The organism is Streptomyces sp. GESEQ-4 (assembly GCF_017948455.1).
Taxonomy (GTDB): domain Bacteria; phylum Actinomycetota; class Actinomycetes; order Streptomycetales; family Streptomycetaceae; genus Streptomyces.
Genome location: NZ_JAFFSU010000029.1, coordinates 16,982 through 31,858, shown reverse-complemented (window position 1 = coordinate 31,858; position 14,877 = coordinate 16,982). Strand labels below are relative to the sequence as shown.

The 14,877-nt window shown below is 72.2% G+C and carries 11 protein-coding genes; 3 read left to right on the top strand and 8 right to left on the bottom strand.

All coding sequences use genetic code 11. From position 1 onward, the window contains the following. Positions 1–76: 76 nt before the first annotated feature. The 3 genes from KCH48_RS35890 to KCH48_RS35880 are packed head-to-tail and all read right to left on the bottom strand — an operon-like array spanning position 77 to position 2,872. Positions 77–1,225, bottom strand: a complete 1,149-nt coding sequence (locus tag KCH48_RS35890; protein WP_210581203.1) for a DegT/DnrJ/EryC1/StrS aminotransferase family protein — start codon at positions 1,223–1,225, stop codon at positions 77–79. Positions 1,226–1,230: 5 nt separating this feature from the next. Continuing rightward, the gene (locus KCH48_RS35885; protein ID WP_210581202.1) at positions 1,231–1,797 is read right to left on the bottom strand and encodes a cupin domain-containing protein; all 567 of its coding nucleotides are present in this window, start codon (positions 1,795–1,797) and stop codon (positions 1,231–1,233) included. Between the two features lie 7 nt (positions 1,798–1,804). Next, positions 1,805–2,872: a type III polyketide synthase gene (locus tag KCH48_RS35880; RefSeq protein ID WP_210581200.1), complete on the bottom strand. Its 1,068-nt coding sequence runs from the start codon at positions 2,870–2,872 to the stop codon at positions 1,805–1,807. A 559-nt stretch (positions 2,873–3,431) separates the two neighbouring features. On the opposite strand from KCH48_RS35880, the gene KCH48_RS35875 reads away from it, so the two are divergent. Then, complete coding sequence (locus KCH48_RS35875; RefSeq protein ID WP_210581198.1) at positions 3,432–4,748, top strand: multidrug effflux MFS transporter; 1,317 nt, start codon at positions 3,432–3,434, stop codon at positions 4,746–4,748. 447 nt (positions 4,749–5,195) lie between these two features. On the opposite strand, the gene KCH48_RS35870 is transcribed toward KCH48_RS35875, so the two are convergent. From KCH48_RS35870 to KCH48_RS35850, 5 genes are all read right to left on the bottom strand, one after another. Then, positions 5,196–5,552: a DUF3099 domain-containing protein gene (locus KCH48_RS35870; RefSeq protein ID WP_210581196.1), complete on the bottom strand. Its 357-nt coding sequence runs from the start codon at positions 5,550–5,552 to the stop codon at positions 5,196–5,198. Positions 5,553–5,698: 146 nt separating this feature from the next. After that, positions 5,699–7,456 carry a ubiquinol-cytochrome c reductase cytochrome b subunit gene (locus tag KCH48_RS35865; RefSeq protein WP_210581194.1) on the bottom strand — a complete coding sequence of 586 codons (1,758 nt, stop codon included), beginning with the start codon at positions 7,454–7,456 and terminating at the stop codon, positions 5,699–5,701. Positions 7,457–7,848: 392 nt separating this feature from the next. Then, positions 7,849–9,354, bottom strand: coding sequence for an NAD(P)/FAD-dependent oxidoreductase (locus tag KCH48_RS35860; protein WP_210581192.1), 1,506 nt, complete (start codon positions 9,352–9,354; stop codon positions 7,849–7,851). 528 nt (positions 9,355–9,882) lie between these two features. Beyond that, complete coding sequence (pcaB, locus tag KCH48_RS35855; RefSeq protein ID WP_210581191.1) at positions 9,883–11,322, bottom strand: 3-carboxy-cis,cis-muconate cycloisomerase; 1,440 nt, start codon at positions 11,320–11,322, stop codon at positions 9,883–9,885. Next, the gene (locus KCH48_RS35850; RefSeq protein WP_210581305.1) at positions 11,319–13,358 is read right to left on the bottom strand and encodes an FAD/NAD(P)-binding domain-containing protein; all 2,040 of its coding nucleotides are present in this window, start codon (positions 13,356–13,358) and stop codon (positions 11,319–11,321) included. Before KCH48_RS35850 ends, pcaB begins: the two co-directional genes overlap by 4 nt. Before the next feature lie 453 nt (positions 13,359–13,811). Between KCH48_RS35850 and KCH48_RS35845 the strand changes: the two genes are divergently transcribed. Beyond that, on the top strand, positions 13,812–14,435 hold the full coding sequence (locus KCH48_RS35845; RefSeq protein WP_210581188.1) for a hypothetical protein: 624 nt from the start codon (positions 13,812–13,814) through the stop codon (positions 14,433–14,435). Next, on the top strand, positions 14,432–14,662 hold the full coding sequence (locus tag KCH48_RS35840; RefSeq protein ID WP_210581187.1) for a hypothetical protein: 231 nt from the start codon (positions 14,432–14,434) through the stop codon (positions 14,660–14,662). Before KCH48_RS35845 ends, KCH48_RS35840 begins: the two co-directional genes overlap by 4 nt. Positions 14,663–14,877: the final 215 nt, after the last annotated feature.

The window sequence follows — 14,877 nt, the reverse complement described above, 5'->3', positions numbered from 1 at the left end:
CCGGCCCCCCGGGGGGGCGTACGGACGGCTCGTCAAAACTGCCTGAAACAACGGCCCGCCCCTGTGCCGCAGGGGCCTAGGCGGCGCGGCCGACGGGCCGTTGGTGGGTGCGCACCGCGGTACGCAGCACGTCCACGACCCGTTCGACCTGGTCCATGGTCAGCTCGGCGTGCATGGGTATGCCGAGATTGCGCCGGAAGAGGTCCGCCGAGACCGGGCACACCTGCTTGGCCCCGAACGCGGGCTGCAGGTGGCTGGCCCAGGTGCCGTGCAGGCAGCCGATTCCCTGGGCACGCAGGTCGGTGGCGACCGCCGCGCGGTCCACGCCCGGATCCAGCGTCACCAGGTAGGACTGCCAGGCGTGGGTCCGGTCCGCCGGTACGTGCGGCACCGTCAGGAGTTCCTCGCCGGCGAAGAGTTCGGCGTAGCGCGCGGCGACGGCGCGCCGGCGCTCCAGCAGTTCCTCGATCCGGCCGAGCTGCACTTCAAGGATCGCCGCGGCGATGTCGGACAGCTTGAAGTTGTAGCCGATCTCGGTGAACTGAGGGATCGGCATGTCGATGACCTGCGCCTGGTCGTAGATGCTGCCGATGCCGAAGGAGGAGAGCTGCCGCGCGTGTGCCCCGATGGCCGGGTCGGTGGCGATCAGGGCGCCGCCCTCCCCGCTGGTGGCTCCCTTGCGTCCGTGGAAGGACAAAGTGGCCACCTCGGCCAGCGCGCCCGCCTCACGCCCCTGGTAGGTGGCGCCCACCGCGCAGGCGGCGTCCTCGACGAGGAACAGCCCGTGGCGGTCGGCGATCGCCTGCAGCTGCGTGTAGTCCGCGGGCAGTCCGACCGTGTCGACGGCGATGATGCCCACCGTGCGCGCCGAGACCAGGTCCGCGACCGCCTCGGGGTCAACGGTGCCGGTGTCGGCGCGTACGTCGGCGAAGACCGGCGTGGCGCCCACGTACCGCACCGCATGGGCGGGTGCCGGGAACGTGTAGTCGGCGACGATCACTTCGTCGCCCGGCTTGACGCCGAACGCGAGCATCGCCAGGTGCAGTGCGGCGCCGCAGTTGCTGACCGCGACCGCGTCACCGGCACCGTAACGTTCCTTCAGCCGGGCCTCGAGGGCCTTGCCCTTGGGGCCCTGGCCGGCCGGCCAGCCGGAGGCGAACACCTCGGCGACGGCGGCCAGTTCCTGCTCCCCCAGGCTTGCGTGCACCAGGGAAATCTTGTCCATGTCGCTCATCTCCGTTGCGCTGCGCGCTCCGTTGCCGACGGGGAATCGAGAAGAGGGGGCGGGTCGAAGCGCAGCGGCGTGATCTGACTGACGTCATAGCGCCGGCGCATCTCCTCGATGGCCTCTGCGTCCGGCGGCCCGCCGGCCGACCAGATCTGGGCGATCTCGTCGAAGTAGAGCTCGTGAATGGGTGAGGGGAAACACTGGAACAGCATGCGCGCCGGCTGATGAGAGGCGTTCCTGAACGCGTGCGGAGTCCCCGGGGGAACGAACATGCTGGCCCCCTCGGTGGCCCGGACGACCCGGTCCCCCTCGGGCGACTCCCACTCGTGCCAGTTCTCCTGCGTGCGCGTGATGGGCTCGAAGGCCAGCAGCTGCAGCTCCCCCTCAAGGACGTAGAAGAACTCCTGCGCATCGCTGTGGACATGGGCCCCGACATCGAACCCGGGCGGCACCACCACCTCGAAGATCGATATGGAGGAGCCGTGCGCCTCGGTGGCCTTGAAGGTCACTTCCTGCGCCTTGGTGATCAGCTTTCGCCCCTGACCGGGCGGGAGAATGAGACCAGTCATACAGGGCTCAGTCCAATTCGCCCGGTGCGTCGACGCTCCAGCGGCCCAGCGCCATCTCGGCGGTGATGCCGGGACCGAAACCCGCGATCAGGCCGGTGGCGTCGGGGGCCGGGGGGTCCTCTTCGAACAGGCGGCGTGCCGCGTCGAAGACGACCGCGCTGGCGATGTTGCCGTATTCGGTCAGGGTCGACCAGCTGTGGCGGAACACCGTGCGGTCGACCTCGAGGAACTTGGCGAGGTCGTCCAGGATCCGCGGGCCGCCGGCGTGGACGATGTAGAAGTCGAGGTTGCCGGCGTCCCAGCTGTGGTCCTTGGCGAACTCCCGCAGCACCGGGGCCAGCGGCTCCATCGTGCCGGGCACCCGCCGGTCCAGCTGGAAGTGGAAGCCGGTGTCGCGCACCGCGTAGGAGATCCAGTCCTCGGTGTGCGGAATGAGGTAGGAGGCGTTGCGCTCCAGTTCGATGCCGACGCCGCCGCTGCCGCGCACCACGGCGGCCGCGACCGCGTCGCCGAACAGGCCGTCGGACAGCAGCGAGCCGATGTCGTCGGCGTCGGGCTGGTAGCACAGCGAGCACAGCTCGCAACTGACGATCAGGACGTTGCTTCCCGGGTGGGCCGCGCAGAAGTCGTGGGCGCGGTTGACCGCCGCGCCGCCCGCCGCGCACCCCAGCTGGGCGATGGGTATCTGCCGGGTGTCGGAGCGGAATCCCATCCTGTTGATCAGCCATGCGGTCAGCGACGGCATCAGGAACCCGGTGCACGACACGTAGATGATGGCGTCGATGTCACGGGCCGCCACGTCGGCGTTCTTGAGGGCGTCTTCGATGACCGGGGGGCACCACTTCTTGGATTCGGCCTCGTAGATGCGGTTGCGTTCGGTCAGCCCCGGGTGGCGCAGTGTCTGCTCGATGGGCTGCACGATATGCCGCTTCAGCACCCCCGTGTTCCGGATCAGCCGGAGCGCCAGAGGAAGCTGCGGCTTTCCTGCATGAGCTTGTTGGGCGAACTCCAGCGTCTCTTCCATCGTGATGACGTGTTCCGGCGCGCTCACCGCGGGCTTGCATAGCCTTGGCATATCTGGGGTCTCATTTCTCGAGAGTCTGCCTTCTGTGCGTGCACAATCCGCGCACAGCTTCCGAAGCGGTTCTCGTCAGGTCGTTACGGCGGAGGTGGGGTGCGGGCGGCCGCGGGCAGGCCGCACCGCACAGAACGTGCCGACCACCGCGATCACTTGGGCAGCAGGCGCGGCCCAGGGCATGCCGGACCAGCGCCGGCGGCGCTTGCGCACTCAGGCAAGCCGGAGGACGCAAAGCGCCACAGCGCGTGGGGATTTGATGCGAGAGGGAACCTGTGCCGCCACCTGGCACGGACGTCGGTCTCACCCGTGCAGAACGGTGGATACGATGCTCAATCCACTGCCCCAGAACAGTTTTTGGGCAGGGAGGGCGTGCTGAAATAGTGACACGGGCGCACGCTCCGCGCCAAGACCGCCCCAAAGTGACGTGGGTCACGCCGAGTTGGGCTCAAGTGGCGCCCGAGTCGATTTCCCCTGCGCCACCGCTGCCCTGCCGGTTCTGTAGCGCCCTGTTGAGAGCATCGGCCCTATCCATGCAACGACTGGACGCGGAGGGCGCATGTCCCAGCAAGCCGAGGAAGCCACCGCCGGACGTAAGCGATCCCACGGGGCGCCGTCCCCGGCGAAGGGACGCGATACGGCCGACGGGGGCCCGGCGCTGCGCCGGACCGGTCTCCTGGTCACGTTCATCCTCGGCGCCCTCGCCGCCGTGCCGCCGATGTCGATGGACATGTACCTCCCGGCCCTGCCGGAGGTCACCCGCACGCTGGGCTCGACCGCCACGACCGTCCAGCTGACCCTCACCGCGTGCCTGGTCGGCATGGCGCTCGGGCAGCTCGTGGTCGGCCCGATGAGCGATAGGTGGGGACGGCGCAGGCCTTTGCTGGCCGGGCTGCTCGTCTATATCGTCGCCGCCACGATGTGCGCCTTCGCGCCCACCGCCGAGGTGCTCATCGTCTTCAGGCTGCTGCAGGGCCTGGCGGGGGCGGCCGGGATCGTCATCGCCCGGGCCGTCGTGCGCGACCTCTACGACGGCCTGGCCATGGCCCGGTTCTTCTCCACGCTGCTGCTGATATCCAGCATCGCCCCGATCGTCGCGCCCGTCCTCGGCGGACAGGTCCTGCACGTCACCAACTGGCGCGGCATCTTCCTCGTCCTCGCCGTGATCGGCATCGCGCTCACCCTGCTGGTCTGGCGCCGGCTGCCGGAGACCCTGCCTGCGGAGCGGCGGCAGAGCGGCGGGGTGCGCGCGGCCCTGTGGATCATGCACGGGCTGTGCGCCGACCGGATCTTCACCGGGTACCTGCTGACCAACGGCTTCGCCTACGGAGCGCTGTTCTCCTACATCGCCGCCTCACCGTTCGTGATCCAGGACATCTACGGGGCGTCCCCGCAGACCTTCTCCCTGCTCTTCGGCCTCAACTCGCTCGGCCTGATGATCGTCGGCCAGATCAACGGCAAGATCCTCGTCGGCCGGGTCCGCCTGGACAAGACGCTCGGGTGCGGACTGGCGGTGCTCGCCCTGGCCGGGGCGGCGCTGCTGCTGGTGACGCAGGGCGCCTTCGGCGACGCGGGTACGGTGCCGATCGCCGCCTGCCTCTTCGTCATGATCTCCTCGCTGGGCCTGATCCTGCCCAACACCAACGCGCTCGCGCTGATGCGCACCCCGCACGCCGCGGGTTCCGCCTCCGCGCTGGTCGGCACGTCGTGCTTCTTCATGGGAGCGGTCGCCTCCTCGCTCGTCGGGATCGCGGGCAAGCAGACGGCGGTGCCGATGGCCTCGGTCCAACTGGGCAGCGCACTGGCCGCGTTGGTCTGTTTCCTGGCGGTGTGCCGCCCCTGGCACAACCGGGCCGCGGTGAAGGCACCGCACTGACCGCCGCTGCGCGTGGACCTGCACCGCCTGCCGGAGCACCAGTGCTCCGGCAGGCGGTTTTTGACGGACCAGGCACGGTGCCCGCGGATGCCGCGGCCCCGGTGACGTTGGGCGGCGGTGCGGGACGGCGGGTGCGCCCGGACGGCGGCGTCGCCGAGGCCGGCGGGCGTTGGCTGCGCTGGACGGGGTGTAGCCGTGCGTGGGGTGGCTGCCCGGGTGGGTCGCGCAGCCCGGCGCTGACGGGGTGCCGCCTGCGCCCACCCTCCCCATCGCCCCAGGCGGCACGAATGCCCGCAGCTGGGCGGGACGGTGCGGCCGGCCCCGCACGGGGCGCTGCGGTGGCAGCCGGGTGCGGTGGAGGGTCGGACGGCACCGGATCCGCCGCCGCAAGCCCCCGGCACCACCCCCGACGCCCCAGCCCCTTCCGGCGCCCCGGCGCGTGCCCGCTCAGCCCGCCGTGTTGCGTTCCGGCGGCAGGATCAGGGTGGGTTCCAGGACGACGCGGGCGTGGGGCTCGTCGCCGGCCGGCGTCAGCGCGGGCCTCACGCCGCGCTGCTGGCGCCACCCGGCCTGGGCGGCCACCACGGCGACGTAGGGGATGACGACCCCGCCGACGAGGGCGCAGACGCCGACGGCGGGCCAGCGGTTCCAGGTGAGGGCCATCACGACCACACAGGCGGTGCGCACCAGCATCGCCACGATGTAGCGGCGCTGGCGCACGCGCAGATCCTGCGTCAGGCCGGTGCGTGCCCGGGTGATGGATGCGGCGCGGGGTCCGTCCCGGCGCCATGGGGTGGGGCTCATCGGGCCTCCGTGGATGCTGGGGCATGGGCCGCCGGGACGAGGGCAACCGGCGGCAGGGCCGGCGGTGAAACGACGGCGGCGCGGGTGACCGTCCCCTGATCACCCGCGCCGCCGTATCGGCCCGGTCCTGTGCGTCGCAGACCGGGTCAGTGCGGTTCCTGGTCCGCCTCCCGCTCCTCGCCGGCGGCCTGCCTGCCGGTTTGAAGGGGCCCGCCTGCCGACGGGCCGTGTCCGTTGGACGAGCCGTGTCCGTTGGACGAGGCGTGTCCGCCGGGCGAGTGGCCGGAGTGTTCCAGGGCGTGCCGCATTTCCTGCGGTGTCGGCTGCGGGATCTGGTTGCCGTACAGCCAGCGGCTGAGCCGGTGGCGCAGCATCTCCTTGCGGGCCTTGGGGTTGGGCACGCCGCCGTTCTCCGGTGCGGGGGCCGGCGCGATCTCGCGCACCTCCTTGGACAGCAGGGTGTAGGCATGCGGGCGGTCGAGGGGGGCGTGGACCTCGACGAACTCGCCGTGCGGCAGCCTTCTGATCTTTCCGGTCTCGCGGCCGTGCAGGAGCTTGTCGCGGTCGCGGCGTTGCAGGCCGAGGCAGATCCGCCGGGTGAGGACGTACGTCAGTGCCGGGACGACGAAGAATCCGATCCGTACCGCCCAGGTGATCTGGTTCAGGGACAGCTGGAAGGTTTCGGCCAGGACGTCGTTGGCGCCGCCGAAGAACAGCACCAGGTAGAGGGCGACGAAGGCGCAGCCGAACGCGGTGCGGGTGGGGTGGTCGCGGGGGCGGTCCAACAGGTGGTGTTCGCGTCTGTCGCCGGTGACCCAGGCTTCCAGGAACGGCCACAGGGCGATCACCGCCATCATGACGGTGGGCAGGATGACGGCCGGCAGCAGGACGCCCATGTTGACGGTGTAGCCGCCCGGGATGACGAACTCCCAGGCGGGCATGGCCCGCAGGGCGCCCTCGAGGAAGCCCATGTACCAGTCGGGCTGGGAGCCCTGGGAGATCTGGTCGGCGCGGTAGGGGCCGTAGGTCCACACGGGGTTGATCTGGGCGATGCCGGCCATCAGCGCGAGCGCGCCGGAGACGAGGAAGAAGAACCCGCCGGCCTTGGCCGTGTACACCGGCACCAGGGGCGCGCCGACGACGTTCTTCTCGGTGCGGCCCGGTCCCCGGAACTGGGTGTGCTTGTGGTAGAAGACGTAGATCAGGTGGACGGTGACCAGGGCGACGATGATGCCCGGGATCAGCAGGATGTGGAAGCTGTAGAGCCGGGGGATGATGTCGTGTCCCGGGTATTCGCCGCCGAACAGGAACAGCGTCAGATAGGTCCCGACCACCGGGATGGCGAGCGTGACGCCTTCGGCGATGCGCAGGCCGGTGCCGGAGAGCAGGTCGTCGGGGAGCGAGTACCCGACGAAGCCCTCCAGGGTGACCAGCACGAGCAGCGTGAAGCCGATCAGCCAGTTGGCCTCGCGCGGCTTGCGGAACGATCCGGTCAAAAAGTGCCGCAGCGTGTGCAGACAGAGCGCACCGATCATGATCAGCGCCGACCAGTGGTGCAGCTGGCGGATGAACAGGCCGCCGCGCACGTCGAAGCTGATGCGCAGGGTGGAGGCGTAGGCCTGGGACATCGGGATGCCGTGCAGCGCTTCGTGTGATCCGTGGTAGACGGTCTCGGTCATGCTCGGGTCGAAGAACATGGTGAGCCAGGTACCGGTGAGGATCAGGATGATGAAGCTGTAGAGCGCTATCTCGCCGAACATGAACGACCAGTGGTCGGGAAAGACCTTGCGGATCAGGAACCGGAAGTTGTAGATCCCGAGCCGCGAGTCCGTCCAGTCGGCGATGCGCTCGCCTGCCGGCGGTGTGGTGCGCCCCGTGTGCGGCGCCCTTTCGGTCGTGCTCATACCCGCGCGCCCTCCCCCCGCCGCTCGGCCGTCACAGGCACACCCCGTCCGGCCGGTGAACGGCCGGGGGCGGGGGCGGCCTGCGCGGCGTCAGCGGGCCCGTGCCCTGGAGCGGGTGAAACGCTATCCACGGGCGACCGGGCCGAACAACCGCGCTCAAGTCATACTCAAGTGGCAACTCAACTGCTTCTTGAGCGAGTTGTGGGGGGTGCGGGGACGGGCCGGCCTTCCCGGTGTGCAACAGGCCCGGTTTTTCAGTCCGTTGGGTGGTGGGCGATCGCTCGTGGTCGCTCAAGTGAGCTTCCATGCCGGATAGTTGCTTCACCTCTGCCATGCGGCGAGCGTATGACCGTGCTTTGTCGGCCCGCGACGGCGCCGACGCGCCAGACGGCTCAAAAGCGGCGTACGCGCGGCGTGCTCACGGCCGCTGCCGGCCTCCCGGCGGCGGGGGCGGGTGTGGCCGGGGTGGCGGGACGGCGCGGGCGTGCCTGGGGGCCGTGGGTGACGCTGGGCGGCGTCGCGGGCGGCACCTCGCCGCGGGGGCGCAGCGCCGCCCGCAGCGCGCGCGGGCGCAGGGCGGCGGGCGGGGCGAGGCTCTGGTGCAGGTGGAGCAGCAGGGCCGCCGCGTGCTGGTCGGTGGTCGCGGCGGCGGCGAGCCGGGAGGCGTAGCGCCGGCCGAGCCGGGCGCGCAGGTGGGCCGGCGGGTCCTGGCCGGGGTCCGCCGGGCCCAGGGTGCGGGCGCTTGACTGCCAGGCGGGGGCGAGGCGGTGGGCCAGGGCCCGGCGCAGGCGGTGGCTGATGCCGACCGCGGTGCCGTGCGCGGCGAGCAGGTGGTCCAGGACGAGAGCGCCCTGCACGGCGAGGGTCATGCCGTGGCCGTGGGCCGGGTCGAGGGTGGCGAGGGCGTCGCCGACCACGAGGAACTGGTCGGGCCAGCGGCGCAGCTTCTCGTAGTGGCGCCAGCGCTGCCCGGTGCGGCTGCAGCCGTAGACGGGGCCGAGCGGGGTGGCCGCCTCGATGAGGTCGCGCAGCAGCGGGTGGCGCAGGTTGCCTGCGGCGCGCACCAGTGCCGCGTGGCTGGTGGGCGGCGGTGTGCCGTCGCCGGTGCTCAGCGACACCGACCAGCGGCCGCCTTCGACGGGGTGCAGCATGCCCTGGCGCGGGTCGCCGGGCGCGGCCATGAGCAGCAGGCTCGTGAAGTCGGCGACGTGGCCGACCGGCGGCGCGAACAGGGTGGTGGCGTACGCGGTCTTGGCGCCGGCCACGGATTCGGTAGGCGGGTCGTAGCCGAGCTCGGCGAGCCATTGCGGGGCGCGGGAGCCGTGTCCGGAGGCGTCCACCACGAACTCGGCCGGCAGCAGGCGCCGGGGCGTCCAGCCGCCCGGGGCCGTGCGGTCCCGGCCGCGTGCCCACACGCCGGTGACGGTGTCCTGGCGGCCGCCCTGCAGGGCGACGACCTCGTGCTGCGGCAGGAAGGTCACCCTGGGGTCGGCGCGCAGCCGGGCGCGTATGGCCGCGTCGATGAGGTCGCGGCCGGCGCTGTACATCGACAGGCCCGCGTCGAAGCGGGGCAGCCAGCCGGCCGGGCCGAGCAGCAGCATGTCCTTGGGGATGCGGACGTGGACGGCTCCGGCGCGGGTGAGGTCACCGCGGATGCCGGGGAACAGTTCCTCCAGGCCCTGGTGGGCGGCGGTCATGAGGCTGTGGGTGTGCCGTGCCTGGGGTACGCCGCGGCGGCGGCCCGCTCCGGTGGGCAGCCAGTCGCGCTCGATCACGGTGACGTGGTCCATGAAGTTGGCCAGGGCCCGCGCCGCGGTGAGCCCCGCCAGGCTCGAGCCGATCACCACGGCGTGGCCGTGGCCGCCGCCCCCCTCGACAACACGTGCGTCCCGTTCCAACTCGGCCGCCTCCCCTGTGCGTTGTGGTTGCATCATGCGGCGCGCGGCGGCCCGCGCGGCCGGGTTCGGCGGCGCCTCGAGCGGCCTTCGAGGCAGCCGCGAGGAGGACTCGAGCGGGGGCGCCGGGCAAGGTGCCGCACGGGCGGGCGGTCCGGGGCGGCCGGACCAGCGCGGACGGGCCCGCGGATGCCCGTGCCGTGGAGCAGGCTCGCCCACGCACCGGGCCGGCCGGTGCCGACGACGCCGGCCGCTGTGGACACCGGCCGCCGCGGTCGCCGCGCCGCGGCCCGCGCACGAGCGCGCAGGTGCCCGCCCGTGGAGCAGGTTCGCCCACGCACCGGGCCGGCCGGTGCGTACGACGCCGGCCGCCGTGGGCACCGGCCGGAGCGGTCGGCACACCGGCGCGGACGGGCCCTCACAGCCCGCCCGCCCCGAGGCATACGGCGGGCACCGCGCCGGGCGGTGCTGCACGTCGGGCAGGCACCGGGCCGGCCGGTGCGCGCCGGACGCCTGCGGGCCGGCCGCCGGTCAGGGCGCCGGGGGCCGGGCCGTGCCCGGTGCGCCCAGTGCGCGGTCCACCAGCTCGCCGGCGGCGCCGGTGTAGCCGGCCGGGTCGAGCAGGGCGGCCGCCTCCTCGCGGCTGAGCACCCCGGCCAGCTGCGGCAGGCCGGCCAGCACGTCGGCCAGCGGCAGGCCGGTGCGGGAGGCGAGCACCGAGGCCTGGGTGAGCAGTTCCCTGGCGGCCGTCTTGCCCAGGCGCGGCGCCAGGACGGCCGAGACGCGCTCGGAGACGAGCTGCCCGCCGGTCGCCGCGAGGTTGGCGCGCATCCGCTGCGGGTGGACGGTGAGCCCTCGGGCGAGTTCGACGGCCGTGTGCGCGGCGCCGCCGGTCAGCCGCAGGGCCTCGCGCAGCGGCTGCCACTCCGCGTGCCACATCCCCGCCGAGCGCTCGTCCTCGGTGGGCAGACACTGCATCAGTACGGTGGCCAGGGCGGGCACTTGCAGGCCGGCCGAGCGGATCAGGGTCGCGAGCACGGGGTTGCGCTTGTGCGGCATCGCCGACGAGGCGCCCCGTCCGGCGACGGCGGGCTCGGCCACTTCACCGACCTCGGTACGGGTGAGCACCAGCACATCCGCGGCGAACTTGCCAAGGGCCCCGGCCGTGTGGGCGAGTGCGGCCCCCAGGTCGGCGACGGGGGTGCGCAGGGCGTGCCAGGGCAGGAGGGGGGCGGCCAGGCCCGTCTCGTCGGCGAAGGCGGCGCCCAGGTCGTCCAGGACGGCCGCGGGGTCCGCGTCCGGTCCCGCGTACTGCAGATAGCCGGCCAGGGTTCCGGCCGCGCCGCCGAGCGACACCGGAAGCCCGCCGTGGGCGATGCGTTCGAGGCGCTCGGCGGCGTCCAGGACCAGCCGGTGCCACCCGGCCGCCTTGAGGCCGAAGGTGGTGGGCACGGCGTGCAGGGCCAGGGTGCGGCCCGCCATCACGGTGTCCCGGTGCGCGGCCGCGAGGCCGGCCAGCGCGGCGGCCACGGCCCGCAGGTCCGCGACGATCAGACGCAGCGCCCGCGCGGCCACCAGCATCGCCCCGGTGTCGAAGACGTCCTGGCTGGTCGAGCCGCGGTGCACATACTCGGCGGCCTGCTCGGACCGCTCGGCGACCACCGCGGTCAGCGCCTTGACCAGGCCCACCACCGGGTTCGCGGTCTCCCGCGCGGCCAGCGCCAGTTCACGGACGTCCAGCAGCTCGGCGCGGGCGGCGGCCGTGATGACGCGGGCCGCGTGCGCGGGCACCGTGCCGCAGCGGGCCTGGGCGCGGGCCAGGGCCGCCTCCGCGTCGAGCATCGCCTGCAGCCAGGCGCTGTCGCCCACGGCCGCCTCGACGGGGGTGCCCGCCCGCACCGGTGAGAGCAGCCCGGCGTCCAGATGGGCGGACAGGTTTCCCGTGGGCGCGGATGCGTGCACCACGCTCATGCGCCTGCCTTCACGCTCGGCGCCGCGACGGCGGCCACGGCTGTGCGCTCCGCCGCCAGAGTGTCCAACTGCCCGCAAGGAGCGGGCAGTTGGTCCACGGCGAGGACCGCCGCGGCGATGGCGTCGGAGTCCTCGAGGGTGACCGAGCCGACGCCGGGCCTGATCCCCGCGGCGGTCACCCAGTGCACGGACTCGGTGGGCACCCCGTAGGCGAAGCGCCGCGGATGCGGGACGCCGCGGGCGTCGATCAGGTGGTAGGGCCGCTCGGACACGGCCAGGCCACCGGTCTCGTAGTCCGTGCCGTCCGCGCCGCCGGGAATGCGGTACGGGCGGCACTGCCCGGTGCGCAGCAGCTCGCTCATCAGCGGGTCCGCGGTGCGCCTCAGGTCGATCTCGGGCAGGCGGGCCTCGATGAGGACGGTGGCCCGCACGGCCACGTCCGGTATCTCGCTCGACGTCCCGGTGAAGCAGGGGCCGAGCGGGTCGTGCGGGTCGGCGGTGACGCGCAGGCCGGGGCCGGTCACGTCGAGGATGCCGGCGTCCATGAGCGCGGCCATCTCCTCGATGCGGGAGGCCGGGGGGCCGATGGACAGATAGGCGTTGAGCGGTGTGTACCAGCCGTCGAGGTCGTCGCGGTGGGAGGCGGCGGTCAGGCCGGCGTGGTCGATGGCGAGCCGCAGCTCGTTGCGCAGGTCCCGCAGGACGTCGAGGGCGGCCTTGACCGGTCCGCTGACGTTGCCCTGGCGGGCCAGGCGGACATCGTCGTCGAGATGGCCGCGCAGCCAGCCGCGGAAGGCGGCCTGGTCGCAAAAGACGCGGCTGCCGTAGGGGCGTGCGATGCGCTGCCAGTCCCAGCGGTCGGCGGCCTTGATCCCGGCCGCGTCCAGGAGCGCGTCCTCCTCCCGGCCCGGTTCGGCCTCCAGGTAGTCCTCGGTGAAGTCGTCGATGAGGTCGGGCAGTTCGCCGCGGGCCGCGAGCAGGGCCGCGTAGTAGACACCGCACACCTCCTTGGAGATGAGCGGCCACAGGTCGGCGGCGAAGTCGATGGCCGCGCTGTCGGGGGTCCGGGCGCGCAGCGCCTTGATGTAGTCGGCGGTCAGCAGCCGCGGGTAGTAGCGGCCGTGGGCGCCCTTCTCGTTCTCGCCGCGCGCCTGGTAGGGCACACCGCGCCTCGAACCCGCGTACAGGCGCGGCTCGCGGCCCGAGGGCCGGTAGACCAGCCGGCCGCCGGTGCGGGTGAAGACGCCGCCCCGGCCGTGGGTGAACAGGGCCAGGTAGTCGAAGAAGTTGAGCCCCAGTCCGCGCAGCAGCACCGGCTCGCCGGGCCGGATGCCCGACAGGTCTACGTCGGCCGGGTTGGACGGGGCCAGGTAGGTCAGCCCGCTCGCTTCGGCGTATCGGGTCAGCTCCCGCTCGGTGTCCGAGGGCTGCACCGGTACGTGGCCCTGGGCCAGGACGACCGCGGACAGGCCGGCCAGCCGGGTGCCGTCCTCGAGTACGACGGTCTGCGGCCCCGCCTGCCCGCCCCCGGCGCCGGCGCCGTCGTCCTCGAGGGCGACGGCGCGCACCGGGTGCGTGCGCACCCTCACGTGCGCGGCGGCGTCCGCGACGACCTGCTGGAACGCCCACGTCAGATAGCAGCCGTACAGGGCGCGGGTGGGGTAGGTGTCGGGGCCCAGCCGGCGCGCCTCGGCCAGGACGCCGTCGTCGTAGCCGGCCTGCGGGGTGGCCTCGAGGGTGTGCGAGACCAGGGCCTTGGCCCACTCGTACAGGCTCGGCCCCTCGGCCAGCGGGCCGTCGATGCGGACGCTGGCGTCGGTGTAGACCGTGACCTGGCAGGACACGGTGTTCATCAGCAGGTGCCGGGACTGGGTAGGGCGCCACACCCGTCCCGAGCCCGGGGGGTCCGGGTCGACGACGTGCACGGTGACGGTGTCCCAGCGGGGCGACTTGCGTTCTTGCGCGCAGAGCCGTTCCAGGACGGAAAGGCCCCGCGGTCCTGCGCCGACGAGGCAGACCTCCAAGTGCGCCGATATCGGATCGTGCGGGGCATACTGACCGGCCGCCGTCACGGGCGGCCCTGAGGTGCCTCCGACGCTGACTGCGCGTTCGCCTCCATGCGTACCGTCCACAGTGCCTCCTTCCTCCGCCACCGTGGGGGCAGGCGCTCAATCAGGGCTCGGACCTGGATGGAGACCGGCTCGAGGAGCGGGGCCGGCGTACTCGGGGCGTCCGCGAATCCATCTCCGCCGGGCCGCGAACGGGGCTGTATCGGGACTCCAGCACGGGTCCGTACGTTCGTCGAAAAGCGTCACCGGACCTTTCCCGGGCCACGATCACGCCGACGTGATCGGGACGTGGAAAGGGACCTTGAGTTCCCCTGCTGCCGCGATCGGCTGCGCATGCGGAACAGACACACGCCGGAATTGCCGACGGCCGTTCCGGCGGGGCGGAAAACGGAGGGCGAGCCGCCCCCTGAAGGAGATTCAATGGTTCACCCGTGCCTCAGAAAACACACCCATGAAAGCAGCGCCGCCACCGGGTACTTTCTCTGCGTGCCGTGCATCAGCCAGACGGAACGCAATCTGCGTACCATTCCCGGGCTCCACCAGGAGTGCCTGCACCAGGTATCGACGACATCCCGGCGGGTCAACCCCACGAAAGTGTCGGGCAGCCGCAGGCGGGATCATTTGAACTTCTCGGTGCTCGACGCCCGGTACAACATCCTCGCCACGCTCGAGTCCTGGTCGGAAATGGTCGTCGAAAAGCTCTCGACTGCCGCTCCGGAGCGTTCCGTGCCGCAGCTGGCCCGGTTTCTTGCACGGCACCTTCAGTGGCTCGCGTCCCAGCCTCCCGCGGCCGACTTCGCAGACGAGATCGAGGGCCTCGTCACTGAATTGAGCAGTGCGATGGATCCCGACACCGGCAGCCTCCACACACTGATCCTCAAGTGCGTGATGGACAACTGCGGCGGGACGATCAGCGCCTTTCCGAAGAGCAGCGTAAATACACGGAGAAGCATAGAGTGCTCCGCCGGGCATTCATGGGAAATGCATGAATGGCTGAACTTGAGGCAGCTCATGGAGCAGCAGCGAAAGGGTGTCGACGCATGATGAAACCGCCACGTCACAGGCTCGTTCCCACGAATGTGGCCGCGCTCGCCGTGGGGGTGTCCGAGGCGACCATCCGGAAGTGGGTGAGCCGCGGGAAGATCACTCGCTACGGCGCACCGCACTGCCCCTCGGAGTTCGACATCGAGGAGCTCACCCAGATCGCCCAGCGGCGCCGCCCCGGGCCCGTCACGGCGCCGGCGCGCCGCCCGGTGACGGCCCGGCACTGAAACGCCCCGGGCCCGTCACGGCGCCGGGCCGGGGCGGCCGCGTATTCGGGCCGCCGGATGCCGGCACCTGCCGAAAACACACCCGCTTTGTGCGGTATCGATCCGAACGAAAGAGGGCCGGGGCATGGACCGGAGCCGGCATCACCGAAGGCATCGCCGGGGCAGTGATTTCTTTTCGGCTCGGCGCGGCGAAATCAACGCATGCGGCTCCACCC

Coding starts and splice junctions, on each gene's coding strand:
- KCH48_RS35885 (WP_210581202.1), bottom strand. CDS start 1,797: ATGACTGGTCTCATTCTCCCGCCCGGTCAGGGGCGAAAGCTGATCACC.
- KCH48_RS35890 (WP_210581203.1), bottom strand. CDS start 1,225: ATGGACAAGATTTCCCTGGTGCACGCAAGCCTGGGGGAGCAGGAACTG.
- KCH48_RS35870 (WP_210581196.1), bottom strand. CDS start 5,552: ATGAGCCCCACCCCATGGCGCCGGGACGGACCCCGCGCCGCATCCATC.
- KCH48_RS35840 (WP_210581187.1), top strand. CDS start 14,432: ATGATGAAACCGCCACGTCACAGGCTCGTTCCCACGAATGTGGCCGCG.
- KCH48_RS35875 (WP_210581198.1), top strand. CDS start 3,432: ATGTCCCAGCAAGCCGAGGAAGCCACCGCCGGACGTAAGCGATCCCAC.
- KCH48_RS35880 (WP_210581200.1), bottom strand. CDS start 2,872: ATGCCAAGGCTATGCAAGCCCGCGGTGAGCGCGCCGGAACACGTCATC.
- KCH48_RS35845 (WP_210581188.1), top strand. CDS start 13,812: ATGGTTCACCCGTGCCTCAGAAAACACACCCATGAAAGCAGCGCCGCC.
- pcaB (WP_210581191.1), bottom strand. CDS start 11,322: ATGAGCGTGGTGCACGCATCCGCGCCCACGGGAAACCTGTCCGCCCAT.
- KCH48_RS35865 (WP_210581194.1), bottom strand. CDS start 7,456: ATGAGCACGACCGAAAGGGCGCCGCACACGGGGCGCACCACACCGCCG.